We start from the raw sequence: 23,812 nt of genomic DNA on the forward strand, positions 1-23,812 counted from the left end.
GCCCTCTCGCGATGGAATTCGTCAATCACACGCCATTTCCCGCGCTGGCATTCGAGGGAGTCGATCAGCACGATCAGCAGTTTCACGTCGTTGTCCTGCGCCAGACCTTCGATCTCACGGAAGATGGCCCGCTATACGCCGACGAGCAGTCGCCTTTGTCTGTCGAGGACACCTGGTTCGGAGAGCCTGGTCGCAGCGGCGTGCGGGAAGAGAGTGACCTCTGCCAGTTCAAGCCGAAATGCGATGTCATCGTCAACGGCGCAGCGTATTCCCCAGCCAGCCGCGCGATGGGGCGCTTTCGTGTCGGACTGGTCGTGCGCGCGCCCGACGCGCCTGAGCGCGCGCTTCCCGCGTCGCCGCAGGGGCTGAATCCGCTGTTGCCGCCGTCGCCCGCGGCAATGGCGCAATGGGAGCAGGAGTGTGCTGCCGTGCGTGGCGTGACGCAATCTGGCGTCACGCTGATCGACAAGGTTCTCGACGTCACGGGTGAGCGTGTTCTCGTGAGATCGGCCTTCGCGACGTCATGGTTGGCACGGATCTGCCGCGGGTTGACGCTTGGCTTGATGCGACCCGTCCCGTGGTCGTTGTCCAGGCCTGTTCCGTGCCGCTCAATTCCATTGCGACCCGAACTGGCATTTGGCGGCGAGTGTCGGGTGTCGGCTGGTTCCCCGGTCGCCGCCAGGGTGCCGCAGCGACACCGCTTTCCTGACGCACAGGGCGACATGGGGCCGGTCGCTCATACCGCATTTCCAGAGAATCCCATCGGTGCCGGTTGGTCAGAGGGTTGGTATCTGGATGCCGCCCAGATCAAGACCTTGAAAGCGCCGCAGTTCGAGTGGCCGGATGCGCCGTTCGATCTATCCGTTTTCGAGCAGGCAATATCGGGGCGACCGTTGCCAAAGCAGCAGCGCGTCGCCTGCCTTGGCGTGCGCGCCAAAGGGCATCCGGAGCGAGCAAAGCTTGTGGGCACGATCGACGAGTCCTTCGTTGCGAGTAGCCGGTGGCTCCCCGATGACTTCGATTTTTCGGTCTGGAATGCGGCGCCGCCTGACCAGCAGATCGCGTATCCCCAAGGCGCTGAAGTGTTCGAATTGACTAACCTGTTTCCAGCGGATGCCACGGGTGTCACGCTCGACGATCAGGGCAATAGCATGATGCGATTTGCGTTGCCCGAACATCTGGCGTTCGTGCGGGTGCGGCTGGAGAGTGGCGCCTGGTTCCGGCTGCCGATGAATATCGATACGGTATCGATCGACACGGAACGCAGGCAGCTCTGCCTGGTGTGGCGGAGGATCGTTGCGAAGACCCGTGAAGCGCCGATTCGTGTCCTTGAGGCAGGCATTCTTTCTGCCGCGCAGCGTCGCGAGCGAGAGCGGCTGTTCACCGAATTCGACGCTCAGGCACGTCGCATGGAGGCGCGCTATGCCTAAACCCGGCGCGCACAAGATCGGTGAATTCAAGGCTGTATCGACCGCTCCTTCGATAAACAAGACCCAGGTGGGAAGCAGCGTCGTACCTTTGCCGTATCCGACGACGCAAGACCTGGGCAGTAGTGTCGGCGTTGTGCCGAGCGTTCGTTTTCGAGGTACGCCAGCCTATGTGCTCGATCAGAGCACGCAGCCCAGTTGCACGGGTGACAGTGCCGGCGCGCTCAAAGGCGTGAAATCGGGCACGGTAAACGGCGAGGTGAAGCCAACCAGCGCGAGCGCCACGGTGCGTGCAGGTGGAAAGTATGTGGTGCGTGCCGGCGATAGCAATACGATGAACGGCGGGAACAACCCGGGGATCTATGTCGTTGCTCCGGGACCTTCCGGTGCATCAGCCAAATCAGCGGCTGGCGGCGCGGATCAGTCACGCCAGCCTGATGCCACACCTGCTGAGCAGTCGTTTGCCGACAAGGTCAAACAGACCGCGAAGGAACTGGCTCAAGGCTACAAGGAGAATGTGTCGCCTTTGCTGCACGAAGGCGCTGAGAAGGCCATGGACGCCGGCGGCAAGGTCGCGGGCGCAGGCGGTGTAACGATGCTGGCAGGCGCCGGCGTCGCTGCGACGGGCGTGGGCGCGCCGGTTGCCGCCGGGATGGAAGTGGTCGGTGGTGCAGGCGTAACAGTGGGTGGTGCTGTCGGCACGGTTGGCGGCATCACGGACGCCGGAGCCAGCACGATGGATACCGCGGCCGACTGGATATTGACAGGCAAGACGCCTGACTTTGTCGGCGCTGCTATGGGCATCGTAGAAAACGCGGTGATCAATCGCCTCACATCGATGATACCGGGAAGCAAAGCGGTCGTTTCTGAGGCGAAGGCGCTTAAGGCTGAGGCAAAGACAGAGGCGGATGCTCTCAAACGGGAAGAGAAGCAGGCTGAGAGGACGGCGAAACGCACGGAGCGTTCTGGTGGCAAGGACAACGTGAACGTGCCAGGTCGCGGCAGCGACGCGGGTCGTTGTCGACTTCGCCCTTATCGCGAGGGCTGCCCTAACGGTGCTACGCCGCACCACGTAGTTCCCGACCATTGTTTCAAGCAACCGGGCGAGCAAGGCGAATATTATCGTGGCGCGATCCGGCATGCCGATGGGCTGTCCGTTTGCGTGGATGGGAAGACGAAAGCGAGTGCTGCGAATGGGGCGACGGTCAAGCAGAACGGCAGAAGACTTGTTCAGTATTATCGTGAACTGGCTCAGCATGGCCAGATACATGCCCGCTTCGATATTATCGAAGCTGGGCTTGGCAGGATTGGCACTCCGCGCGGTACCGCGACGCTGGGGCAACTGGAGGATATCGGTGCCGGTGTGGTGTCGCAGGTTACCGGTTGCAAGAAGGAAGATCTGAAGCGTCAATTGCGTGAATATCATCAATCCAAAGGGCTGTCGCCAGCTACGAAACTGCGGGCGGATCCGTTTGGCAGGGCAAAGAATCTGAACCCCTCGAATATGGGTGTGCCAGACCAGAACGGCGGTGGCTTCGGGTTCTAGGCGTTTTGCAAGGGAGCAGAAAAATGATAGGTACAGAGGTTTATTTCATCTCCGGGTGTGCAGTCGAAAGCGATATTGTTTACCTCGCAACTCAGCTTGAGGATGTCGATTCGTCCGAATACACCCATACCCGGATGAGTGCCTATGTCGGGCGTCTGGAGCCCGGTCGGCAATGGTTCTATCACGACGTCAACGCAAATATCGTATCTGTGTGTCAGAAGGCACAGAGCGCAACCGAATTAAGGCAATTGGTTGCGCTCTCGAAAGAAGGCGAGGTCGAACTATGGACTAGCAAAGATGGTTCATCTTCCATGGAGAAGATACCTGATGCTGGCGTGCGCCACGGTGATCTGGGTTATCTGCGCTCGATTCGTGAGATAGGTAATACGCTGTTTGCATGTGGGTTCAATAGTCAGGTGTATAGGCGACAAGGCGGTGCCTGGATATCGCTTGTATCGGCGCCGTTGAAGCATCATCACGCAGCATCGAACGATTATATTGTTTTCAATCAGATTGACGGATTTTCTGAAGAGGACGTGTATGTTGCTGGATCGAATGGAACGCTGTATCACTGGAATGGCCAGGCATGGAAAAAGATCCCATTGAAGACCGATGAAAATCTTGAGTGTATCCGTTGCTATGGTGTTGATGATGTATGGATCGGTGGGGCGAATGGGACGTTGTTGAACGGTAATGTGACCAGCGGTTTCAAAGACGTTAGCGATGTGGCAGACAACGAGACGTTCTGGTCGCTTGCGAAATTCAAAGACAATATCTATCTCGGAACAACCCAAGGCCTGTTTGCATACAACGGCCGCGCCATTGAGCGTGTGGTTACGGGACTCGTTCCGGAAGTCGAGACTTATACGGTCGATTCGACTGAGGACGCAATCTGGTCGATCGGGGCCAAGGACCTGGTCAGATTTGACGGTGAGGTCTGGACACGGATCAACCATCCGGATAACCCGCCGATTCAACCGTAAGAAGGCCACGATGAGCGAAATGGAACTCGGCACAGAAATCGCGTTGCGCGTGGGATGCTACGGTATCGGTGCATGGCTGCTTGGATTGGCGAAAGAATTCGCTATTGAGTCACAGGACTTGATGCCTGTTCCCGTGGTTGATTCGAAGATCGCTCTGGTTTCCAGTATGGGTCTGAGGCTAACGTTGCATCACCCGCATGCGGGTCACGTTGACGACGGCGACCTTGATCGATGGGTCCTAACCGATGCGGAATTCGGGTTCGCTGGACAGCTTGGGGGGAATTGGTCGTTGCCAGCGCCGTTTGGTATCGAACCGGCAACATGCACGCCTTCCATCGTTTCGGCAGCATTGGGGGATGTTCTCTCAGGCGTTACGCCGAATGACCTTTCCGCAACGAGTCTGGAGCAGACCTATTTTCTGAAAGACGATCGTGCCGTCGGTATGACGTGGCGGTCAACCTTGATTGGCATCGAATCGATGCATGTTGTCAGGCTTGGAATTCCAATGGAGTATGAGAATTGATGTCTTGTGCCTGCGTTGAAGGACAGAAATAGACACGACCAGATCATCCCGACAATTCCCCGCTCGAACGTAGTCCTCTCTCCCCCCCACCAAAATAATCGGATAGCAAACGGCGAGTAGCCGGATAGCCCCGATGATTTTGCAGGTATCCAATGCTCTCAACCCCAAACCCCACAGACAGGACACGTCATGTCAACACGAGAGAGCATTGCGAGCGCGCGGGACAATCCGGCTCAATGGCGCGAGTTCATCGACGGCTGCGTCGATTTCCGTCCGGTGGAAGGCGTCTATCGCATCGCCCGCGAGATGTTCACCGAGCCGCAACTGTTCGATCTCGAGATGGAATTGATCTTCGAGAAGAACTGGATCTATGCCTGCCACGAGAGCGAGATCGCGAAGCCGCATGACTTCGTCACGATACGCGTGGGGCGTCAGCCGCTGATCGTTTCGCGCGACGGCAACGGCGAACTGAACGCGATGATCAACGCCTGCCAGCATCGCGGTGCCACCCTCACGCGCATGACCAAGGGCAATCAGTCCACCTTTACCTGTCCGTTCCACGCGTGGTGCTACAAGAGCGACGGCCGGCTCGTCAAGGTCAAGGCGCCGGGTGAGTATTGCGAAGACTTCGACAAGGCCACGCGCGGGCTGAAAAAGGCCCGTATCGCGAGCTACAAGGGATTCGTATTCGTCAGTCTCGATACGCAGGCGACCGATTCGCTCGAAGCGTATCTCGGCGATGCACGTATTTTCTTCGACATGATGGTCGCCCAGTCGCCCACCGGCGAACTGGAAGTGCTTCCCGGCAAATCCACCTACAGTTTCGAAGGCAACTGGAAGCTGCAGAACGAAAATGGCCTGGACGGTTATCACGTCAGCACGGTCCACTACAACTACGTGGCGACGGTGCAGCATCGTCAGGAAGAAAACGCGAAGAAGGGCGGCGACGACGGCTCGACACTCGACTACAGCAAACTGGGTGCAGGCGATGCCGAAACCGACGACGGCTGGTTCGCGTTTCGCAACGGCCACACCGTACTGTTCAGCGACATGCCCAACCCCGCCGTGCGGCCCGGCTATGCCAGCGTGATGCCGCGCCTCGTCGAGGCCTATGGGCAGGAAAAGGCCGAATGGATGATGCACCGCCTGCGCAATCTGAATATCTATCCGAGCCTGTTTTTCATGGATCAGATCAGTTCGCAGTTGCGCATCGTGCGGCCGGTGGCCTGGAATAAAACCGAGGTGATCAGCCAGTGTATCGGCGTGAAGGGCGAATCGGATGCGGACCGCGAAAGCCGTATCCGCCAGTTCGAGGACTTTTTCAATGTCTCGGGAATGGGCACGCCCGACGATCTCGTTGAATTCCGCGAGCAGCAGCGCGGTTTCCAGGCGCGCCTCGAACGCTGGAGCGATATTTCGCGCGGCCATCATAAATGGCAGGAAGGCGAGACCGCGAATTCGCGCCTGCTGGGCATTCGTCCGGCCTTGACCGGCACCGAGTTGACGCATGAAGGTCTTTACGTCAATCAGCACGGCGCGTGGCGCGACTATCTGCTCAAGGGGCTCGACAAGCAAAACAGCCGTGGCGGGGAGCAATAAATCATGCACGCACAACAACATTCGGTCGAGCAGTTTCTCTATCGCAAGTCGGAACTTTGCGACCTGCAAAGCTGGGACGCGTATCTCGAACTATTCGATGAAAACAGTGAGTTTCACGTGCCGCAATGGGATTCGGAACACGAATACACGACGGACCCGAAACGCGGCATGTCGCTGATCTATTACACGAATCGCAGCGGTCTCGAAGATCGGGTGTTCCGCTTGCGCACGGGTAAATCGGCGGCCTCCACGCCCATGCCGCGCACCATGCATGCGATCAGCAATGTGCGTATCGAAGCCGCCGATCAAGGCGCGCCCGGCGAGATCGACGTGAAGGCGAACTGGACCACGTTCTATGCGCGCCATGGCGTGGCGGAGCATTTCTTTGGCCGCGCGACCTATCGGCTGCGCCCCGATGGCGATAGCTGGAAGATCATGCGCAAGCACGTGCTGCTGCTCAACGACACCATTAACGCGGTGCTCGACTTTTATCATCTGTAAGTGAGACGTGCGATGAGCCATAAGATCGCCTTTAATTTCGCCGACGGCAAGACGGCATTTTTCAGCATCCGGCCCAACGAATTGCTGCTCGATGCCGCGTTGCGAAGCGGCATCAATATCCCGCTCGATTGTCGCGAGGGCGTGTGCGGGACGTGCCAGGGGCGCTGCGAATCGGGCGCCTACACGCAGGAGTATGTCGATGAGGAAACGCTGTCGCCTGAAGATATCGCGCAGCGCAAGATCCTCTCGTGCCAGACGCGCGTGCAATCCGATGCGTCGTTTTATTTCGACTTCGATTCGAGCCTGTGCAGCGCGGCGGGCGCGAGCGTCGCGACGGCCCGCGTGGTCGATTTGCGTCAGGTGTCGGAAACCACGGCGATCCTGCATCTGGACGCCAGCGCACACGCGCAGCAACTGGATTTTTTGCCGGGCCAATATGCGCGTCTGAAGATTCCCGGCACCGATGTATGGCGCTCGTATTCGTTTGCGAATCGTCCGAATGCAGAAAATCAGCTGCAATTCCTGATCCGCCTGCTACCCGATGGCGCGATGAGCAACTATATGCGCGAGCGCTGCGAAGCCGGGCAGTCCATTGAATTCGAAGCGCCTTTTGGTGCGTTCTATCTGCGCGAGATCGAACGTCCGATCGTGATGGTGGCGGGCGGCACGGGTCTGTCGGCTTTTCTCGGCATGCTCGACGATCTGGCCGATCGCGGTGGTTGCGCCCAGCCGGTGCATCTTTACTATGGTGTGACGAATGCCCGTGATCTTTGCGAAGTCGAACGGATCGAAGCCTATGCGGCACGTATTGCGCAGTTCAGTCACGATATCGTCGTGATGAATCCGGCACAGGAATGGCAGGGAAAAACAGGGCTGATTCCCGATCACCTGCCGCGCGAACAACTCGCGGCCACGCCGTTCGATATGTATCTGTGCGGGCCGCCACCGATGGTGGAAGCCATCCGCACATGGTTCAAGGATGCGGGGATTGTCGATCACCGGCTCTACTACGAGAAATTCGGGGACAGTAACAGCCGCCAGTAGACGCGCAGAAGCAGGACGCACAGACGAAGCCGTCGAAAATAATCCGGTTGAAGGGCAGACGCTCTTCGACCGGAATTATTTTTTTGGCGCGCTTCGGCTTACTATGGAAGCTTCGACAAATAGTGCTTATCGCCATGCTCCCCCACACAGCAAGCGAGCTCAATGGCATTCACGCCTCGCGTCACGACTTCGAGGGCGCGCGCGACTGGATGGCCGCAATCTGCGGGCCGCACGGACTGCAGGTGCAAAGGCCGCGCAAGATCCAGTTCAATCATTCCGGCACCGTGCTGCGCGCGATGGCGAGCACGCTCGGCTATGTCGAGTACGGGACCGATGTCACTGTTTCGGTCAGCGATGCTGCGCCGCTGAATTGCTATAGCCTCAGTCTTCCGTTGAGCGGCGAGCAGGAGCTTTCCGCGCGTGGCCAGCTATGGCGATCGGATCAGGATAAGGGTCTGATTGTTTCCCCGCATGAGGCGCAAGACCTGGCAATTAGCGGCAATTGCCGCAAGCTGATCGTTTCGATCCCGCGGCAGGCTTTGCAGAATGTGCTGGAATCGCTATTGCGCCGGCCAGTAGACGCACCCATTGCGTTTCAGCCCGGCATGGACGCCGCCAGCGGCGAGCAAGCCGCGTGGTGGCGGATGGTGAAGTTTTTTGCCGGTGAGATGGATCGCTCCGGTGGCTGGCTCAATCATCAGTTGATGGCCGCCGATCTGGAACAGACCTTGCTGAAGGGTTTGTTGCTCGCGCAACCGCATAATTATTCCGATGCGCTGGCCGAGGCGATGCGCCCGGCCGTTCCCCACTATCTGCAGCGCGCGCAGCAGTTTATTCACGAGCATGGCCGCGACGATATCGCACTCGAAGATATCGAGCAGGCCGCGGGCGTGTCGCGCTACAAGCTGTTCGAAGCGTTCAGGGAGCACTTTGGCCAGCCGCCGATGGCGTATCTCAAGCGTTACCGGCTTGAAGCGGTCCGTCGCGATCTGCTTGCGGACCGCTCGACCGGCAGCATCTCCGCGATTGCGATGGGCTGGGGTTTTTCCCATCTCGGCCGCTTCTCGGGCGAATATAAGGCGCTCTTTGGCGAAACGCCTACCGAAACATTGAAGCGAAGCGTCGCCCGGCCAGCCTGACGCTATTAACGCAAAGCGGGCGCCTCGCGCCCGCTGTCGATCAACCAATATCAATCGATATCAATCGATACGAGCGCGCCGTCATTGATGAGCGGCGCGGCCCGCTGGTTCAGCCAAAGTGGTGCACATACCGAAGCACTGCGCGCGTGCCTTGCGGCCGGTTGCGCGCATCGCGCTCGAAGTACGCGTTGAACATCAGGTGATCTTCCGGCGAAAAGCTGTACATCGCGCCCGGCCCGATCGCCCATACGCCTTCGCGCGTGCCCGATACGTCCTGTCCGTTCTCTTTCATGTCGGTAATCTGGCGCAACCAATAGCCGTTGAGGCCCAGACGCAAACCCGGCCGCACCTCGTACTCGGTCGCAAAGTTCGCGTGGATCGCCTGGCCCGCCTGCGTGGAAGTGACGTCCGTGCCGAGCGCGGTGGACGGCTCGTGGTTGGTCGCGTTCCACAAATAGTGCAGACGCCAGGAAAGCGTCCATTTCGGCGTGAGCCAGACCGTTGCGGCTCAATACGGATCGAATGACCAGAAGTGACTGCCGGGATTGACCGCTCGCGATGGATCGTAGGCGCCGGTCGGCACGATGAACTGAAGCTCGACGCGCTGGGCAAAGCGTGGACCGGACGGCCCCATCACCGGATCGGACTGCACGAATGGCCCAATCACCAGATCGCCGAAGCCCGCGCGGCCATTGAGCGCCCTATTGTTCAGGCCGTCGTCGGTGTGCGCGGACGCCACCCACGGCAGGATGACGTCGATGCCAGGATGCAGCCCGGCAAATTTCACCGGCGCCTGATACACCAACTGACTCAATCCCGCGAAGACATCGACGGATTGCTTTGGCAAGGCCACGCGATGACCCGCGTTATCGTTGATGCGCGACGCGCTGTAGTACTCCAGATACTGCGTGCCATACCAGCCCGATCCAGCAGGCGGCAGGCCGTCGAGAAAGCTCGTGAAACCAAGATTCAACGAAGGCAGATCGGAAGCCGTGGCGGTGCCGCACGCGGCAAACGCGAGTGCAGCAACGGCGAGTTTTCGGATGCGATGTTTCATGGGAACGCCCCTTTATCGATTGGGATGCCTAATTGTTATGCCGGCGATAAAGCCGGATGTTCGATGAGTGCCCGATACTGGCCGCCGTGGAAAACAAGCGGCGCCTTGCCGAATACATCGAAATGCTCGATCTGGCCGATAAAGATCAGGTGATCGCCGCCCTCGTACTGACCGACGTTGCGGCAGACGAGCCGTGCGCTGGTGCCTTCGAGACAGGGCACGCGTGTCAGCGTCGAGTGCGTGCAGGGCACGCCATCGAATTTATCTTCGGCGGGCGTGGCGAAATGGCGTGAAAGCGCAATCTGGTCGTGCGCGAGGATGTTGATTGCGAAGCGTCCCGCGTGCTGGAAATCCAGGCAGCTTGGCGCGGCCTTGCGCAGACTCCAGAGGACCAAGGGCGGGTCGAGCGACAGGGACGAAAAGGAATTCGCGGTCAGGCCGACGCGGCGCCCATGCTCTGTCAATGTCGTCACAACGGTGACGCCGGTTGCGAACTGGCCGAATACCGCGCGCAATTGCGCGGGGTCGAGCGCCGGTGTATCGGCGTGTTCAATCTCAAGCGGTGCATTCATGGCAAGGATTCCCGTGGCGTTCATGCGGCGCAGGCCGTGTGTTCGCGAATCTCCGCGGCGCAGGCCTGCGGGTCGAACCACCACGGCGAGAATTCGCGTGGATCGTCAAAGCCATTGACGATGCGCGCCGCCAGCGATGGCGAGTTGCCCGCCGCGCCCAGCAGATCGAGCAGATGCGGCGAAGGCGGCGTGAGCAGCGAGTTGGTCCAGCGCACCACATGCTGCGCGTAGGACCAGTAGCGCTCGAAAGTGGCCTGCATCCAGTCCTCGCCGAACGGTGCTGATTCGTGCGTGAGGATCGCGTCGAGATAGACGCTGGCGCATTTAGCCGCGCTGTTGGAACCCTGGCCGGTGATCGGATCGTTGACGACGACGGCATCGGCCATGCCGAACACGGCGCGGCCCGAAGGCAGGCGGAACGACGGATTGCGCACGCCCGGCGTGAAGCGGCCGGCGAGCGTGCCGTTCGGGTCGCTCAATGCGACGTTGCGGCAGCGCTCGGCTTCCCACGGCAAATACTGGCGCACGATCGACAGGCTGCGTTCGAGATGCTGCTCGGGGGTCTGCACGTCGCTCCAGCAGTCGAGCGGGCCACCCGGAATCCCTTCGAACACCATGATCTCGCAGGGACCGGAAAGCGTGAGCGCGGGAAAGACAAAGTATTCGCCAATGCCCGGCAGAAGATTGAAACGCACCCGCGAATAGGGCGTGCTCGGCGTCATGCCGGTAACGTAGGTGAGGGCGAGCGCGCGCTGGGGGCGCTCGAAAACCGATCGCACAGGATCGCGCCCGAACTGATTGACGATTTCGCCCTTGCCGGCCGCGAGCAACACAAGATCGTGGCTTTGCGCGAGCGTTTCCAGTTCGGCAATGCCCACGTCGCCGATCTGCACCTGAGCGCCACGGCGTTCGGCTTCATCGAGCCAGGCCGACATCTTGAGGCGCTGATCGACCGATTGCGCGTAGCGCGTCAGCCGCGACGACCATTCGATCGCCTTGTTTCCCTGGCCGTCGGGCGACACGACGGTCAGGCTGATGCCTTCCACGGACGGGCAACTTTCCTCCCAGTGGTTAACGCCCAGATCGCGTTCCAGTTGCAGCGCGGAGTGGAACATGCACTGGCTCGACATGACCTTGCCCGCGCGGATCGATTGCGCATCGCGATTGGTCGCGAGCGTGACGTGATAACCCTGGTCGAGCAGGGCGAAAGCGAGTTGCAGACCAGACTGACCTGCGCCGACAATAGCGATTCGTCTCATTGGGAATCCTGATTGATTGAACTGGATGATCTTGCTTTTGAATAACGGACGCTCTATTCAGCGAGTCGAGGAATAGCCGGCTCGGCCTGCTCGGGGCCCATTGCGGAATAACCGCCATCGACGGCGTAGTCGGCGCCGGTGACGAAACTCGCCGCGTCGCTGCACAGGAAAGTGACGACGCGCGCCACTTCCTCGGGGTCGCCCACGCGGCCGAGCAGGTGATAAGGTGCGGCTACGCGATCAGTCTTTGCGCGGTCGCCGTGTGTGAGGTCGTCCATCACGCGCGACCACGTCCAGCCCGGCGAAACCGAGTTGACGCGAATGCCGTCGCGTGCGAAATCCATCGCCATGCTGCGCGTGAGCTGGCGGATGGCCGCTTTGGAAGCAGGGTAGAGCCAGCGCCCCGTTTGTGCGCAGCTTGCGGAAATCGAGCTGAAATTCACCAGCGCGCCGCCGCCGCGTTTCACCATATGAGGATGGACCGCCATGCTCAACATCACGGCGGACACCACGTTGACATCCATGGCGCCAAGCCAGTCGTTGCGGCTCGCCTGCATGCCGTTATCGACGTAACTGCAGGCCAGGTTGACGAGCAGATCGACGCCGCCAAAGCGTTCCACCACATCGGTCACGGCATGATCAAGCGCACGGTCGTCGGTGATATCGACGCGCAGGAACAGCGTGTTTTTACCGATAGATTGCGCCACGCGCGCGCCGTTGGTTTCATCGATATCGAAGATGGCGACACGTGCGCCCGCGTGCGCGAGATCGCGCGCCACCGCCGCGCCGATTAAGGTCGCGCCGCCGGTGACGATCGCCACCTTGCCATTGAGATCGGTCATGAAGGTTCTCCGTGAAGCGAATCAGTGAGTGTCGTGAGTGGCGAACGCGTATTGCCAGTTCGGCATGAGCCGGTTGGACGGCACGGTTTCATCGAGAAGCTTGCGGGCGGTTTCCACGCCCGCAACCGGCAAGCCAGCAGGATCGAGCAGACCGATCTGCACCAGCACGCTGGCCTGATCCCAATAGATATGTTCGTGATAGAGCTTGTCGCCGCGAAACTTGACGATTGCGACGAGCGCAATTTCGACCCGCTTGCCGGTGGGCGCGATGCCCGGCAGCATCCAGTCGATTTCGGTGGTGTGCGTGAAACTGAACAGCAATTCGTCGACGACCTGGGTGGCGCCAATCGTGCGAGAAACCGGCGTGATGGTGGTATCCGGCGGATTCGCGTGGACGAAATGATGCGTATAGAAGTGCTTGAGTTCGTCGTGGCCAACGCCGCCCGTGAGAGTGGGAATGTGATTGACGTAGGGTTCGGCGACCATCGTGGCCATGGTTGCGTCGACGTTGCGCGTATCGAATTCGTGCGCGAGATGAACCTCCCATAGCGCGGAAAGATCGAGGCGCGGGCCGAGCGTTTCGCGCAATGCAGTAACGGAGCGCTGATGCGCCATCGCGGCCGCAGCCTTGTCCCAATGCGCGCTGCCGGTGCGCGCGAAAGCGTGATCCGCGCCGGGGTAGGTATAGAGTTCGACACCGCTGCGACCCGCCAGCGTGCGCGTAATCTGCTCGCGCGCTGCGGGCGGGCAGAAGCAGTCCTCGCCGGCCAGATGCAGCACGACGCGGCCAGTGAGTGCGTGTGCCTCATCGAGCGCCAGTTCGATGCCCACGCCGTAATAACTCACGGCGCAAGTCACTTGCGGCAGACGGCAGGCGGCGAGCCACGCGAGCTTGCCGCCCAGGCAATAGCCCAGCACGCCCGCGCCGCCGCTGCATTCAGGCAATGTTGCCAGCGTACGCAGCGTGGCGGCAATATCGCCAACGCCGAGGTTTTCGTCATACGTTTCGTAAAGCGCCATCGCGCGTGCCATATCGTCGGGCGAATCGCCTAGTTCGATGCCCGGCGCGCTGCGCCAGAACAGATCGGGCAACAGCACGGTATAGCCTTCTTCGGCGTAGTAATCGGCGACTTCGCGCATGTGCACATTGGCGCCGAAAATCTCGTGACACAGCACGAGCCCAGGCCCTTTACCGCTCGCCGGTGTGCTCAGATACGCGCGGAAGCGCTCGCCACCGGGCGCTGCGATTTCGATGTTTCGCCCTTTCATCAGGTCCCTCCAATTAGGTTGGTGTTGGACCTAGTATTGGTGGCCGAAACGGCGCGCTCTATCCGTTTCATGGAACCCTTATCCGCCAATTCCAGAAAATCGCGGCTCGCGCGCGCGACCTGGCAATTGACGCGGGTTTATTCGGATGTAGACGGGCGAAGCGCTCTTCTACGATGCACACAGGCAGGCACGCAGGCCCGCTTTTTGCATTTTTCTGTCGTGAACCGTCTGGATTGCCGCATTGTCCAGAAACTCGCGCGACTATCCGGATACTCCGTGAGTAGCGCGGCGCGGTTCACCACAACAGCAACAGATGCACTCGAGCGGTGCAGGTGAGCGGGATTGGAGATCTTCGATGGCGCAATATGTCCCTGGGAATCGTCTTGCCGACGCCCAATGGTTTAACTACGGCAATCTGTTGATGCAGTCGACCGATTTCGACGAAGTGCGTTCATCGGTGGCCGATGTGTTCAAGCCACATCGATTGACTGTCACAGGCCGCGCGAGTGAGTTGCACAGCCGTTTGCATCACACGCGCTGGGGCAATCTCTCGCTGAATCTGCTCGACTACGGCAGCGAAGTCATCATCGAACCCGACCTGCTCGAAGACTTCTTCCTGCTGCAGATTCCCCTGCAAGGGCAGGCGGAAATCGAATGCGGCGCTCAGGCGTTCGTATCGTCGCCACTGGCGGCTTCGCTGGTGTCGCCCACGCTGGCGCTGCGCATGCGGTGGGGCGAAGCCTGTCCGCAGGCGATTCTGCGTATCGAGCGCACGGTGCTGGAGCGTCATGCTCAACGTCACTTCGGCGATGCCGCGCGCGGGGCCCTGGAATTCGCGCCGGAATTCGCGCTGACATCACCGCAAGGACAGTGCGTGATGCAACTCTTGCCGATGCTCGCGGAAATCATGAGTACGGAAGCGCATCCGCTGCGCAATCCACTCGCTTTCGAGCAATTCGAATCGACGCTGTTGAATGCGCTGATCTACGGTCAACCGAATAGCGTGCGCAACAGCCTGACGCGCGAACGCCGGCCACTCGCGCCGTTTTATGTGCGCCGCGTGGAGGAGTATATTCGCGCGCATTTGCAGGAGCCGCTCACCATCGAGCGCCTCGCGGAGTTCGGCAATGTGAGTCCGAGCACCTTGTTTGCCGCATTCAAGCACTGCCACGGCGTAACGCCAATGGTATTCGTGCGTCAGTTGCGGCTCGAACGCGTGCGGATGGATCTGATCGGCGCAGAGGCCGTGACGGGTCCGGGGCGCTCGTCGGTCACGGATATTGCGCTGAAATGGGGCTTCGCCCATCTGGGACGTTTCTCGATGGAGTACAAGCGCGCATTTGGCGAGTCGCCTTCGGAAAGTTTGAGGACGCGGCGCGAGACGCTTTAAGGATTTTTTTGCTCGCGCTGCGGCCTCGTTGACGCTATTTAAGCGGCTTCCAACGCGGCGCTTGCCGCAGCGCGCGGGCGCTGGACGATCTGGTTGTCGCGGCCTTGCAGCAGCGGCGTCAGAACGACATCGAATTCAATGTGCTTGTACGCGTCGGCTTTCAGGCCCAATGCTGCACCGCCGGTTTTCTCGACGACGTGCGGAATGAGTTCTTCGCGCGTGGCATAAGCGAAGTCATCCCAGATCAGCGGATCGCCTTCGATATTGAATTGCGTGGTGAGCTTGCGGTGATCGCCGCTCGAGATAAAGAAGTGCACGTGTGCCGGGCGGTTGCCGTGGCGGCCCAGACCGTCGAGCAGTTGCTGCGTGGCGCCGTGCGGCGGGCAGCCATAACCCACCGGCATGAGCGTGCGGAATTCATACACGCCGTCTGCGCCCGTTTTCGCTGCGCCGCGCAGATTGAAATCGGTTTGCGCGCCGGTCGGGTCGAAGTGCGAATAGAAGCCATTGGAATTGGCGTGCCAGCATTCGACCACGGCGTTGGCGATAGGCTTGCCGTCCGTGCCTTTGACCGTGCCGCGAATGATCAGCGGGCCTGCGTTCGCGTCTTCGTCGAAGTCGATCTTCGCCACGCCGTCGCGCACCGGCGCGCCGGCCACATAGAGCGGGCCTTCGATCGTGCGCGGCGTGCCGCCGTCCAGACCAGTTGCCTTGTCTTCCGCGTCCATGCGTACATCGAGGTATTTTTCCAGACCGAGACCTGCTGCAAGCAGCGCCGCTTCGCCGTCCTGACCCAGCTTGTTCAGATAGTTGACGCCGGCCCACACTTCATCGGGTGTGATGTCGAGATCGTCGATGGCCTTGAACAGATCGCCCAGCAGACGATGAATGATTTGCTGGAAACGCGCGTTGCCGGTATTGCCGGCATGGTCGTTGAAATTCGCAGCGGCTTTCAGCAGATCCTGCACTTCCTTCGTATCGAATACTTTGACGCTCATGATTAGTGTCTCCACACATGTATTTTGGGGAACAGCGGCAAGGCAGTGAAAATGTCGTGCGTTTGCGCGTTGCTTTTCACATCGTTCTACGCCATTGAATACCGCTCAGGAATGACACGCTATCCGGCTACTCGAAGTTCGCTATCCGTTTCTTTTGAAGCGCATCGACCTGTACAAAAACGACGGCGATTTGTCCTTTTGCGTCAATGGCGCATACGTTCCTGCTCGATGCCGTTCTTCTTCTATGGCACCGGAAAATGGTGACATCTACTGAGGCGGTCGGCAGCGTTGCGCCCCGTGGCGCTGCCGTTCTCACCCAGAGGACGTCATGCGAACTGCTTCCGCTTCCCCGTCAACGGACACGCGCGCAAGCGCTGCGGCGCGGCTGGAGCGTCTGCCGCTTTCCGGCTATCACAAGCTGATTTTCACCATCATCGCGCTGGCGTTCTTCTTCGACTCGGTCGATCTGGGCACGATGACTTTTGTGCTGGGCTCGATCAAGAAGGAGTTCGCGCTCACGAATGCGCAGGCCGGGCTGGTGGCGAGTTCGAGCTTCTTCGGCATGACGCTCGGGGCGGCAGTGGCGGGCCTGCTGGCCGATCGCTTCGGCCGTCGTCCGGTATTTCAATGGAGCATGGTCCTCTGGGGCGTGGCGTCGTATCTCTGCTCGACGGCGCACGACATGAACTCGCTGATCGTCTATCGCATCCTGCTGGGCTTCGGCATGGGCATGGAGTTTCCAATCGCCCAGGCGCTGCTGTCCGAATTCGTGCCTGCCGCCAAACGCGGCCGTCTGGTTGCGCTGATGGACGGCTTCTGGCCGCTCGGCTTCATCACGGCGGGCATCGTTTCCTACTTCGTGCTGCCCGCGCTCGGCTGGCGCACCGTGTTCGCACTGCTGGCGATTCCGGCCGTGTTCGTGCTGGTCGTGCGCCGGATCGTGCCCGAATCGCCGCGCTGGCTCGAACATCGCGGCCAGGCGGCGGAAGCGGACCGCGTGGTGTCGATGATCGAGGCGCGCGTGATGCAATCGACCGGCCTCAAGAGTCTGCCCGCGCCCGCGCGCATCGTGGAGGCTGCGCCCACGCGCGGGCGCAGTGCGTTGCGCGAAATCTGGAGCCCGGCATACCGGCGTCGCACGGCCATGGTCTGGGCGCTCTGGTTCTTCGCGCTGCTCGGCTTCTACGGCCTCACTTCCTGGCTCGGCGCACTGCTGCAGCAGGCCGGTTTCGCGGTCACGCAGTCGGTGTTCTACACGGTGCTGATCTCTCTGGGCGGCGTGCCCGGTTTTCTCTGCGCGGCGTGGCTCGTCGAAGTCTGGGGCCGCAAGCCCACCTGCGTGGTTTCCCTGCTGGGCGGCGGCGTGATGGCCTATGCGTACGGCCAGACGGCCTTGCACGGCGCGAGCATTCCGCTGTTGATCGGCACCGGCCTCGTCATGCAGTTTTTCCTCTTCGCGATGTGGGCCGCGCTCTACACCTATACGCCCGAACTCTACGGCACCGGCGCGCGGGCGACCGGCTCCGGCTTCGCCTCGGCGATCGGGCGAGTGGGTTCGCTGATCGGCCCTTACGCGGTGGGCGTGGTCTTGCCGCTGTTCGGACAAGGCGGAGTGTTCATGCTCGGCGCGCTGTCGTTCGCCGTGGCGGCGCTGGCCGTGTGGGTGCTGGGCGTGGAGACAAAGGGCCTGTCGCTCGAAGCATTGACTTCATCGGATGACTCCGGCGCCGCCTTGCCGCTGGCGGGCAGCGAAGTCTGGGAAAAACGGGTCAATTGATACGCGTTGGCCCTGGTGGATTCCCCAGGAACCAGATGGGCCGATATTTTTGAAAACTGCTTGTGATGGAACCAGTGTTGGCATACATTGGTTTCTCCAAAACCAATTTGAGAGTTCACGCGATGCGTCATCTCATGACTGTTCTGGCCGCAGTCGCGGCCTTCAGCGTTGCCGCCGCGCAGGCGCAGGAAGTCGTCGTTATCGGCCATTCGGCGCCGCTGACCGGGCCGCAGGCCGCGAACGGCAAGGACAACGAGAACGGCGCGCGCCTTGCCATCGACGAATTGAACAAGCAGCCGATCACCGTCGCCGGCAAGACGGTCACGTTCAAACTGGACTCGCAGGATGACCAGGCGGACCCGAAAGTAGGCGTGCAGGTGGCCCAGAATCTGGTCGATCACAATGTCATCGCGGTGGTTGGCCCGTACAACTCAGGCGTGGCGATTCCGGCTTCGCGCGTCTACAACAACGCGGGCATTCCGATGCTGCCGGTCGCTTCGAATCCGGCGCTCACGCAGCAGGGCTTCAAGACGATCTTCCGTATCGGCGCGAGCGACGAGCAACTGGGCGGCACCATGGCCGAGTTCGCCGTGAAAACGCTCAAGGCGAAGACCGCGGCGATCGTCGACGATCGCACGGCTTACGGGCAGGGCGTGGCGCAGCAGTTCGAGCAGGTGGCGAAGGCGCGCGGCCTGAAGATCGTCGATCACCAGTTCACGAACTCTCAGGCCACGGATTTTCTCGGCATCCTCACGGCCATCAAGGGCGAAAACCCGGACGTGATCTTCTTCGGCGGTTACGCGGCGCAAGGCGCGCCGATGGCCAAACAGATGCGTCAGCGCGGTCTGCGCGCGAAGCTGCTGGGCGGCGACGGCATCTGTTCCGCCGATATGGGCAAGGTGGCGGGCGACGCAGCATCGATCGTCTATTGCGCCCAGGGCGGCATCGCGCTGGACAAGAGCGCCGCCGGCCGCGAATTCCTCAAGAAGTACCACGACGCCTATCACGCCGACACCCAGGTCTATGCGGTCAGCTATTACGACGGCGTGAAGATGCTCGCCGACGCGATGGTCAAGGCCGGCACGACCACCGACAAGGCAAAGCTCATCGACCAGCTCGCGAAGGAAGACTATAAAGGCGTGGCCGCAACGTATTCGTTCGATGCGAAGGGCGATCTGAAGGGCGCGCCGACGACCGTTTATGTCATCCGCAACGGCTTGCCGGTTCCGTACGGGCAATGAGCTGAATGCGCGCTGTTTATACGTTATCGAAACACTGAATCATGAAACCGACCCGCACCATTTCCACCGTCGAGGTTCACACCGGCGGCGAGGCCTTTCGCATCGTCACGAGCGGTTTGCCGCGCCTGCCCGGCGACACGATCGTCCAGCGTCGCGCCTGGCTCAAGGACAACGCCGACGATATCCGCCGTGCGCTCATGTTCGAACCGCGCGGCCACGCGGATATGTACGGCGGCTACCTGACCGAGCCGGTCTCGCCAAACGCCGACTTCGGCGTGATCTTTCTGCACAACGAAGGCTATAGCGACCACTGCGGTCATGGTGTGATCGCGCTCTCCACGGCCGCGGTCGAACTGGGCTGGGTGCAGCGCACCGAACCCGAAACGCGCGTGGGGATCGACGCGCCTTGCGGCTTTATCGAAGCTTTCGTGAAGTGGGATGGCGAGCACGCGGGCACGGTGCGTTTCGTGAATGTGCCGTCGTTCCTGTGGCAACGCGACGTGACGGTGGACACGCCCACCTTCGGCAAGGTGACCGGTGATATTGCCTATGGCGGCGCGTTTTATTTCTATGTCGATGGCGCGCCGTTCGATCTGCCGGTGCGCGAGGCGGCGGTCGAGAAGTTGATCCGCTTCGGCGCGGAAGTGAAGGAAGCGGCGAACAAGGCCTTTCCCGTACAGCACCCGGAGATTCCCGAAATCAACCATATCTACGGGACGATTATCGCCAACGCGCCGCGTCACGCCGGTTCGACCCAGGCGAACTGCTGCGTGTTCGCGGACCGCGAAGTCGATCGCTCGCCCACGGGATCGGGCACGGGCGGGCGCGTGGCGCAGCTGTATCAGCGCGGCGAATTGAAGGCGGGCGAAACGCTGGTGAACGAGTCGATCGTCGGCACGGTGTTCAAGGGGCGCGTGTTGAAGGAAACCACGGTGCAAGGCATCCCGGCCGTGATTCCCGAAGTCGAAGGCGAGGCCTATATCTGCGGCTTCGCGCAGTGGATCATCGACGAACGCGATCCGCTGACCTACGGTTTTCTTGTACGTTAGTCTCCTCTACATCCCGGTACCAGGGATTTGCTGCGCGCGCCGGGATGTTCCGCGCGCGCTTTTTTTCGCGCTGCGTGTAGCATCGTGCGCAATGCGATCAATGGAATGGACTGGCCGGCAATGAATCTCGACCTCCTTTTTACCGAACTGTGGCGCTGTCTTGCGAACGGCACGCTGGCGGGGCATCAGCCATTCAAGGTCATGCAGGCGGCCACGATCGCACTCGACGGATCGCCCGATGTGCGCAGCGTGGTGCTGCGCACCGTGAGCGAATCTGAGAACCTCATCACGTTTCACACCGATCTGCGCTCGCCGAAGATTGCGCAATTGCGCCAGCGGCCGCGCATCGCGCTCGCGGGCGTGGATGCCGCGCGCAATGTGCAGATTCGTGTTGCGGGCGAAGTGCGTATCGTCGATGAAGGGGACGCGCGACGCGCGGCCTGGCAACGCAGCCGCCAGCAGAGCCTGATTGTGTATCGCACCTTGCTCGCGCCCGGCACGCCCATCGACCAGCCCGCCGATGCCTTCGCAAAGCCGCAGCCAACGCCCGATGCCGATGCCGGCTTCGAGCACTTTTGCGTGGTCGACATCAGGCCGGATGCGCTGGACTGGCTCGATCTATCGGCGGCGGATGGACATCAACGCGCGCGCTTCGTGCGCGAAAGCGGGCGCTGGTCCAGTGGCTGGGTCGCGCCATGATCGCGCGGTGATCGCACGTAGACCGCGCGTTGATCAATCAGCTTGGCGCGATATCGCGCTGGACGCGGTGAATGTGCTGCTCGACGTAAAACGCGGCGGCATCGGCGTCGCCGGTCACGATCGCTTCGTAAATCAGGCGGTGTTCGGCCACGTAAAGGCGGACGCGCGCGGGATCGTAAATGCCATCGTCCTTGATGCGCTTCCACAAGGACTGATCCATGGTATCGGCGATTTCCTGGGCGATTTTGACCAGCAGCACGTCGCCGGTCATCACGGCGAGCTGGCGGTGAAACAGCCGGTCGCTGTTATTCCAGAGCGCGCGTTGCTCCGGGTCGGCCACATCCGTGAGCGTTTCCATCTGCTGCAGATAATGCTCGGCAAGCGGATCGCGTTTCTTGTGAGCCGCCGCGCGCCGGGCGATGGCGGGCTCCAGAATCAGGCGCACGTCGAGCGTGGCGGAAGGGCTGTAATCGGCTTGCAGCGTGTTCGCATCGCCGCTGGCGGGCACGACCGCGCGCGCCAGGATTGCGGGAGCGTCTTCGGCCACATAGGTGCCCGAATTGCGGCGCGTGACGACCAGCCCTTCGTTCTGCAACGCGCCGATGGCTTCGCGCACGGCCGGCCGCCCGACGCCGAACATCGCTGCAAGCTCGCGTTCGGAGGGCAGGCGGGATTCCGGCAGATAGCGCCCGGCGCGAATTTCGGCCCGGACCTTTTCGGACACCTGTTCGTAGATCTGCAGCGGGCGAAAGTTCGCCGGGAAGTCGGTACGGGCGGAAGCCATGAGAGAGCCTTGTTGGAGCCTGGTGATGCGTCTGGTCCTGAATATACCACTCCAGGCGCTGGCCGAAACCAGCACGGTCGGATTCACGCGCCCGGGAAGCATTTTTGGTTTTGATTCAGAGCCAGATTGGCGGATGTAACGTTCGAACTGGATTGCCATTTATCCATAACTGGTTTACTTTTATACCAGTTAATACCATCGCTCACTTGCCATGACCCACGCCATGAAATCGTTCGACGCCAGCGCAACCGCCGCCTTGCTCGACTACCCGACACTCGTGAACGTTCTGCGCGACACCATCCTCGACTACGCCGACGGCAAGATCGTCAGCCCGGAGCGGCTGGTCGTGCCGCTGCAGGCGGGCGGCGTGATGCTGTCGATGCCGTCGAGCGCCGCGGATATCGCCATCCATAAACTCGTGAACGTGTGCCCCGGCAATCGCGAGCGGGCGCTTGCGACGATCCACGGCCAGGTCATCGCCTGCGATCCGGTCACGGGCGAAATGCTGTTCGTGCTCGATGGCCCGACCGTCACCGGACGCCGCACGGCCGCGATCAGCGCGCTCGGCATACTGTCGCTGCACGGCGCTGCGCCGAAGGAGATCGTAATCGTCGGCACGGGCAAACAGGCGGCGAATCATGTCGAGGCGTTTGCGGTGCTGTTTCCCCAGGCGCAACTGCTGGCCAAAGGCACGACGCCTGCGTCGTCGCAGCGCTTCGTGGCAGGGCTCGCGCATCTCGCGCCGAATCTGCGCGCGCTGGAAGGCGAGATCGCCGATTCGGTGGATGTCGTCGTGACGTGCACGACCAGCAAAACGCCGGTCTACGACTTGCCCGCGCGCGCGGGGCGTCTGATTGTGGGTGTGGGCGCGTTCACGCCCGACGCGGCGGAAGTGGGCAAGGCCACCGTGGACAGCAGCTTTATCGTCGTGGACGATCCGCTGGGCGCGCGGCACGAAGCGGGCGATCTGATTCAGGCGGGTTTCGACTGGACCACCACGCACACGCTCGCGCAGTCGATCCGGCAGTCGATCACGCCCGATGCGCCGGTCTTCTTCAAGAGTGTGGGCTGCGCGGCCTGGGATCTGGCGGCTTGCCGGGCGGCGCGCGCCAATATCCAGGCTTGAGCGTTAGCGGCGCGAGCCATGCCGCGCGTGGCGGCGCTGCACGCCGGGCGAGACGCCCACCAGTTTGAGAAACACGCGGCTCAAATGGCTTTGATCGGCGAAACCGCATTGCGCGGCGATTTCCGAAAGCGTCATTTCGGTGCGTTCGACGAGATCGCGCGCCTGGGCGATGCGCTGTTCGAGCAGCCATTGATGCGGCGTGCGCCCCGTCGATTTCGAAAACGCGCGAATGAAATAGCCGCGCGAGAGATTGCACTCGCGCGCGATATCGGCAATGGAAATGCCCTCGCGCGGCCGCTCCAGCAGCAGCGCTTTGGCTCGCGCTTCGTCATTGGCCGAGAGCGCGCCTTTGATGCGTTCGCTCGCCGCGCTGAAATTGCCATATTGCCGCGCCACGTGCGAGCCCATCGCAAGGCCAATCTGTTCGACAAACAAGGCATTGAGCGAGCCGGCGATTTCCAGATTCGCCGCCAGCGCACGGGCAAGATGGCCGAGCACGGGGTCTTTCTGTTCGGCGTCGCAAGTCAGGCCGCTGATGAGCGGCATGTCGTGCTCGTTAGCAAGCCGATCAAAAAACGGGCGTGACAATTCGACAAGCACGAAATCGAAATTGCCATACATGTCCGCCTGATATTCTTCAGAAAAATCGCGGATATAGATCGAATCTGTTTCAAATCGTCTATCGAATGGCCTCGCGCCACGGAATATCTTTCGGCGGTGCGCATTGCCCAATGAAACACCGGTCAAAAAACCGCGTTCGCATGCGGGCATGGCCACGCGCCCGAGATCCGGTTCCGCCATGCATTTGCGGTAGAACGTGATATCGCCGCTTTCGACATGCACGTCTTTTTGCAATTTGCTGGAAACGCAGCCGAGATTGTCTTTGGGCGCGGCAGAAACCGTTGGAGTGATTGCTCGCGAAATCATGGGCCGTGACCTCGTGCCGGTTCGTCTGGAATGTTCCCGCCGTTTGCCGGGAACAATGGA

General features: G+C 61.0%; 21 protein-coding genes and 1 pseudogene. 14 read left to right on the forward strand and 8 right to left on the reverse strand.

Annotated features, from left to right (window positions below; all coding sequences use genetic code 11):
* Positions 1–11 precede the first annotated feature (11 nt).
* From G3N59_RS15710 to G3N59_RS15745, 8 genes are all read left to right on the forward strand, one after another.
* Positions 12–1,430 (forward strand): DUF2169 domain-containing protein, encoded by a 1,419-nt coding sequence (locus G3N59_RS15710; protein WP_205983535.1) that lies wholly within the window; start codon positions 12–14, stop codon positions 1,428–1,430.
* Positions 1,423–2,973, forward strand: a complete 1,551-nt coding sequence (locus tag G3N59_RS37030) for a DUF4150 domain-containing protein (protein ID WP_241023475.1) — start codon at positions 1,423–1,425, stop codon at positions 2,971–2,973. Before G3N59_RS15710 ends, G3N59_RS37030 begins: the two co-directional genes overlap by 8 nt.
* A 23-nt stretch (positions 2,974–2,996) precedes the next feature.
* Positions 2,997–3,956, forward strand: a complete 960-nt coding sequence (locus G3N59_RS15720; protein ID WP_205983536.1) for a hypothetical protein — start codon at positions 2,997–2,999, stop codon at positions 3,954–3,956.
* A 10-nt stretch (positions 3,957–3,966) separates the two neighbouring features.
* Positions 3,967–4,479 (forward strand): hypothetical protein, encoded by a 513-nt coding sequence (locus G3N59_RS15725; protein ID WP_205983537.1) that lies wholly within the window; start codon positions 3,967–3,969, stop codon positions 4,477–4,479.
* A gap of 189 nt (positions 4,480–4,668) precedes the next feature.
* Positions 4,669–6,078 carry an anthranilate 1,2-dioxygenase large subunit gene (gene antA, locus G3N59_RS15730; protein WP_205983538.1) on the forward strand — a complete coding sequence of 470 codons (1,410 nt, stop codon included), beginning with the start codon at positions 4,669–4,671 and terminating at the stop codon, positions 6,076–6,078.
* A 3-nt stretch (positions 6,079–6,081) separates the two neighbouring features.
* The gene (gene antB / locus G3N59_RS15735) at positions 6,082–6,579 is read left to right on the forward strand and encodes an anthranilate 1,2-dioxygenase small subunit (protein ID WP_205983539.1); all 498 of its coding nucleotides are present in this window, start codon (positions 6,082–6,084) and stop codon (positions 6,577–6,579) included.
* Positions 6,580–6,591: 12 nt separating this feature from the next.
* On the forward strand, positions 6,592–7,623 hold the full coding sequence (gene antC / locus G3N59_RS15740; RefSeq protein WP_205983540.1) for an anthranilate 1,2-dioxygenase electron transfer component AntC: 1,032 nt from the start codon (positions 6,592–6,594) through the stop codon (positions 7,621–7,623).
* An 83-nt stretch (positions 7,624–7,706) separates the two neighbouring features.
* Complete coding sequence (locus tag G3N59_RS15745) at positions 7,707–8,762, forward strand: AraC family transcriptional regulator (protein WP_241023476.1); 1,056 nt, start codon at positions 7,707–7,709, stop codon at positions 8,760–8,762.
* A 109-nt stretch (positions 8,763–8,871) separates the two neighbouring features.
* Here the strand turns inward: G3N59_RS15745 and G3N59_RS15750 are convergent.
* The 5 genes and pseudogenes from G3N59_RS15750 to G3N59_RS15770 form a co-directional block, all read right to left on the reverse strand.
* Positions 8,872–9,819 (reverse strand): annotated as a pseudogene (locus G3N59_RS15750) (transporter).
* A 35-nt stretch (positions 9,820–9,854) separates the two neighbouring features.
* Complete coding sequence (locus G3N59_RS15755; RefSeq protein ID WP_241023477.1) at positions 9,855–10,391, reverse strand: flavin reductase family protein; 537 nt, start codon at positions 10,389–10,391, stop codon at positions 9,855–9,857.
* 20 nt (positions 10,392–10,411) lie between these two features.
* Positions 10,412–11,650, reverse strand: a complete 1,239-nt coding sequence (locus G3N59_RS15760) for a styrene monooxygenase/indole monooxygenase family protein (RefSeq protein WP_205983542.1) — start codon at positions 11,648–11,650, stop codon at positions 10,412–10,414.
* A gap of 53 nt (positions 11,651–11,703) precedes the next feature.
* Positions 11,704–12,492, reverse strand: coding sequence for an SDR family oxidoreductase (locus G3N59_RS15765; RefSeq protein WP_205983543.1), 789 nt, complete (start codon positions 12,490–12,492; stop codon positions 11,704–11,706).
* A gap of 21 nt (positions 12,493–12,513) precedes the next feature.
* Positions 12,514–13,761, reverse strand: coding sequence for a dienelactone hydrolase family protein (locus G3N59_RS15770; RefSeq protein ID WP_205983544.1), 1,248 nt, complete (start codon positions 13,759–13,761; stop codon positions 12,514–12,516).
* 355 nt (positions 13,762–14,116) lie between these two features.
* Between G3N59_RS15770 and G3N59_RS15775 the strand changes: the two genes are divergently transcribed.
* Entirely contained in the window at positions 14,117–15,151 is a 1,035-nt protein-coding gene (locus G3N59_RS15775) for an AraC family transcriptional regulator (protein WP_205983545.1), read from the forward strand.
* Positions 15,152–15,189: 38 nt separating this feature from the next.
* Here G3N59_RS15775 and catA read toward each other — a convergent pair whose 3' ends face one another.
* Entirely contained in the window at positions 15,190–16,149 is a 960-nt protein-coding gene (gene catA, locus G3N59_RS15780) for a catechol 1,2-dioxygenase (RefSeq protein ID WP_205983546.1), read from the reverse strand.
* Positions 16,150–16,477: 328 nt separating this feature from the next.
* On the opposite strand from catA, the gene G3N59_RS15785 reads away from it, so the two are divergent.
* The 4 genes from G3N59_RS15785 (at position 16,478) to G3N59_RS15800 (ending at position 20,915) form a co-directional block, all read left to right on the forward strand.
* Positions 16,478–17,926 (forward strand): MFS transporter, encoded by a 1,449-nt coding sequence (locus G3N59_RS15785; RefSeq protein WP_205983547.1) that lies wholly within the window; start codon positions 16,478–16,480, stop codon positions 17,924–17,926.
* A gap of 122 nt (positions 17,927–18,048) precedes the next feature.
* Entirely contained in the window at positions 18,049–19,167 is a 1,119-nt protein-coding gene (locus tag G3N59_RS15790) for a branched-chain amino acid ABC transporter substrate-binding protein (protein WP_205983548.1), read from the forward strand.
* A gap of 41 nt (positions 19,168–19,208) precedes the next feature.
* Complete coding sequence (gene lhpH / locus G3N59_RS15795; protein ID WP_205983549.1) at positions 19,209–20,216, forward strand: trans-3-hydroxy-L-proline dehydratase; 1,008 nt, start codon at positions 19,209–19,211, stop codon at positions 20,214–20,216.
* Positions 20,217–20,336: 120 nt separating this feature from the next.
* Positions 20,337–20,915 carry a pyridoxamine 5'-phosphate oxidase family protein gene (locus G3N59_RS15800; protein WP_205983550.1) on the forward strand — a complete coding sequence of 193 codons (579 nt, stop codon included), beginning with the start codon at positions 20,337–20,339 and terminating at the stop codon, positions 20,913–20,915.
* A gap of 37 nt (positions 20,916–20,952) precedes the next feature.
* On the opposite strand, the gene G3N59_RS15805 is transcribed toward G3N59_RS15800, so the two are convergent.
* The gene (locus G3N59_RS15805; RefSeq protein WP_205983551.1) at positions 20,953–21,699 is read right to left on the reverse strand and encodes a GntR family transcriptional regulator; all 747 of its coding nucleotides are present in this window, start codon (positions 21,697–21,699) and stop codon (positions 20,953–20,955) included.
* Positions 21,700–21,910: 211 nt separating this feature from the next.
* On the opposite strand from G3N59_RS15805, the gene lhpI reads away from it, so the two are divergent.
* Complete coding sequence (gene lhpI, locus G3N59_RS15810) at positions 21,911–22,825, forward strand: bifunctional Delta(1)-pyrroline-2-carboxylate/Delta(1)-piperideine-2-carboxylate reductase (RefSeq protein WP_205983552.1); 915 nt, start codon at positions 21,911–21,913, stop codon at positions 22,823–22,825.
* A 3-nt stretch (positions 22,826–22,828) separates the two neighbouring features.
* Here the strand turns inward: lhpI and G3N59_RS15815 are convergent, their stop codons facing one another.
* Positions 22,829–23,752 carry a helix-turn-helix domain-containing protein gene (locus G3N59_RS15815; protein WP_205983553.1) on the reverse strand — a complete coding sequence of 308 codons (924 nt, stop codon included), beginning with the start codon at positions 23,750–23,752 and terminating at the stop codon, positions 22,829–22,831.
* Positions 23,753–23,812 lie beyond the last annotated feature (60 nt).

It is taken from the genome of Paraburkholderia sp. Ac-20340, from assembly GCF_017104965.1.
Lineage (GTDB): Bacteria > Pseudomonadota > Gammaproteobacteria > Burkholderiales > Burkholderiaceae > Paraburkholderia.

Bases quoted from the DNA above. Each gene is read 5' to 3' on its own strand.
- G3N59_RS15710 (WP_205983535.1), top strand. From the start codon at position 12: ATGGAATTCGTCAATCACACGCCATTTCCCGCGCTGGCATTCGAGGGA.
- G3N59_RS37030 (WP_241023475.1), top strand. From the start codon at position 1,423: ATGCCTAAACCCGGCGCGCACAAGATCGGTGAATTCAAGGCTGTATCG.
- G3N59_RS15720 (WP_205983536.1), top strand. From the start codon at position 2,997: ATGATAGGTACAGAGGTTTATTTCATCTCCGGGTGTGCAGTCGAAAGC.
- G3N59_RS15725 (WP_205983537.1), top strand. From the start codon at position 3,967: ATGAGCGAAATGGAACTCGGCACAGAAATCGCGTTGCGCGTGGGATGC.
- antA (WP_205983538.1), top strand. From the start codon at position 4,669: ATGTCAACACGAGAGAGCATTGCGAGCGCGCGGGACAATCCGGCTCAA.
- antB (WP_205983539.1), top strand. From the start codon at position 6,082: ATGCACGCACAACAACATTCGGTCGAGCAGTTTCTCTATCGCAAGTCG.
- antC (WP_205983540.1), top strand. From the start codon at position 6,592: ATGAGCCATAAGATCGCCTTTAATTTCGCCGACGGCAAGACGGCATTT.
- G3N59_RS15755 (WP_241023477.1), bottom strand. From the start codon at position 10,391: ATGAATGCACCGCTTGAGATTGAACACGCCGATACACCGGCGCTCGAC.
- G3N59_RS15760 (WP_205983542.1), bottom strand. From the start codon at position 11,650: ATGAGACGAATCGCTATTGTCGGCGCAGGTCAGTCTGGTCTGCAACTC.
- G3N59_RS15765 (WP_205983543.1), bottom strand. From the start codon at position 12,492: ATGACCGATCTCAATGGCAAGGTGGCGATCGTCACCGGCGGCGCGACC.
- G3N59_RS15770 (WP_205983544.1), bottom strand. From the start codon at position 13,761: ATGAAAGGGCGAAACATCGAAATCGCAGCGCCCGGTGGCGAGCGCTTC.
- G3N59_RS15775 (WP_205983545.1), top strand. From the start codon at position 14,117: ATGGCGCAATATGTCCCTGGGAATCGTCTTGCCGACGCCCAATGGTTT.
- catA (WP_205983546.1), bottom strand. From the start codon at position 16,149: ATGAGCGTCAAAGTATTCGATACGAAGGAAGTGCAGGATCTGCTGAAA.
- G3N59_RS15785 (WP_205983547.1), top strand. From the start codon at position 16,478: ATGCGAACTGCTTCCGCTTCCCCGTCAACGGACACGCGCGCAAGCGCT.
- G3N59_RS15790 (WP_205983548.1), top strand. From the start codon at position 18,049: ATGCGTCATCTCATGACTGTTCTGGCCGCAGTCGCGGCCTTCAGCGTT.
- lhpH (WP_205983549.1), top strand. From the start codon at position 19,209: ATGAAACCGACCCGCACCATTTCCACCGTCGAGGTTCACACCGGCGGC.
- G3N59_RS15800 (WP_205983550.1), top strand. From the start codon at position 20,337: ATGAATCTCGACCTCCTTTTTACCGAACTGTGGCGCTGTCTTGCGAAC.
- G3N59_RS15805 (WP_205983551.1), bottom strand. From the start codon at position 21,699: ATGGCTTCCGCCCGTACCGACTTCCCGGCGAACTTTCGCCCGCTGCAG.
- lhpI (WP_205983552.1), top strand. From the start codon at position 21,911: ATGACCCACGCCATGAAATCGTTCGACGCCAGCGCAACCGCCGCCTTG.
- G3N59_RS15815 (WP_205983553.1), bottom strand. From the start codon at position 23,752: ATGATTTCGCGAGCAATCACTCCAACGGTTTCTGCCGCGCCCAAAGAC.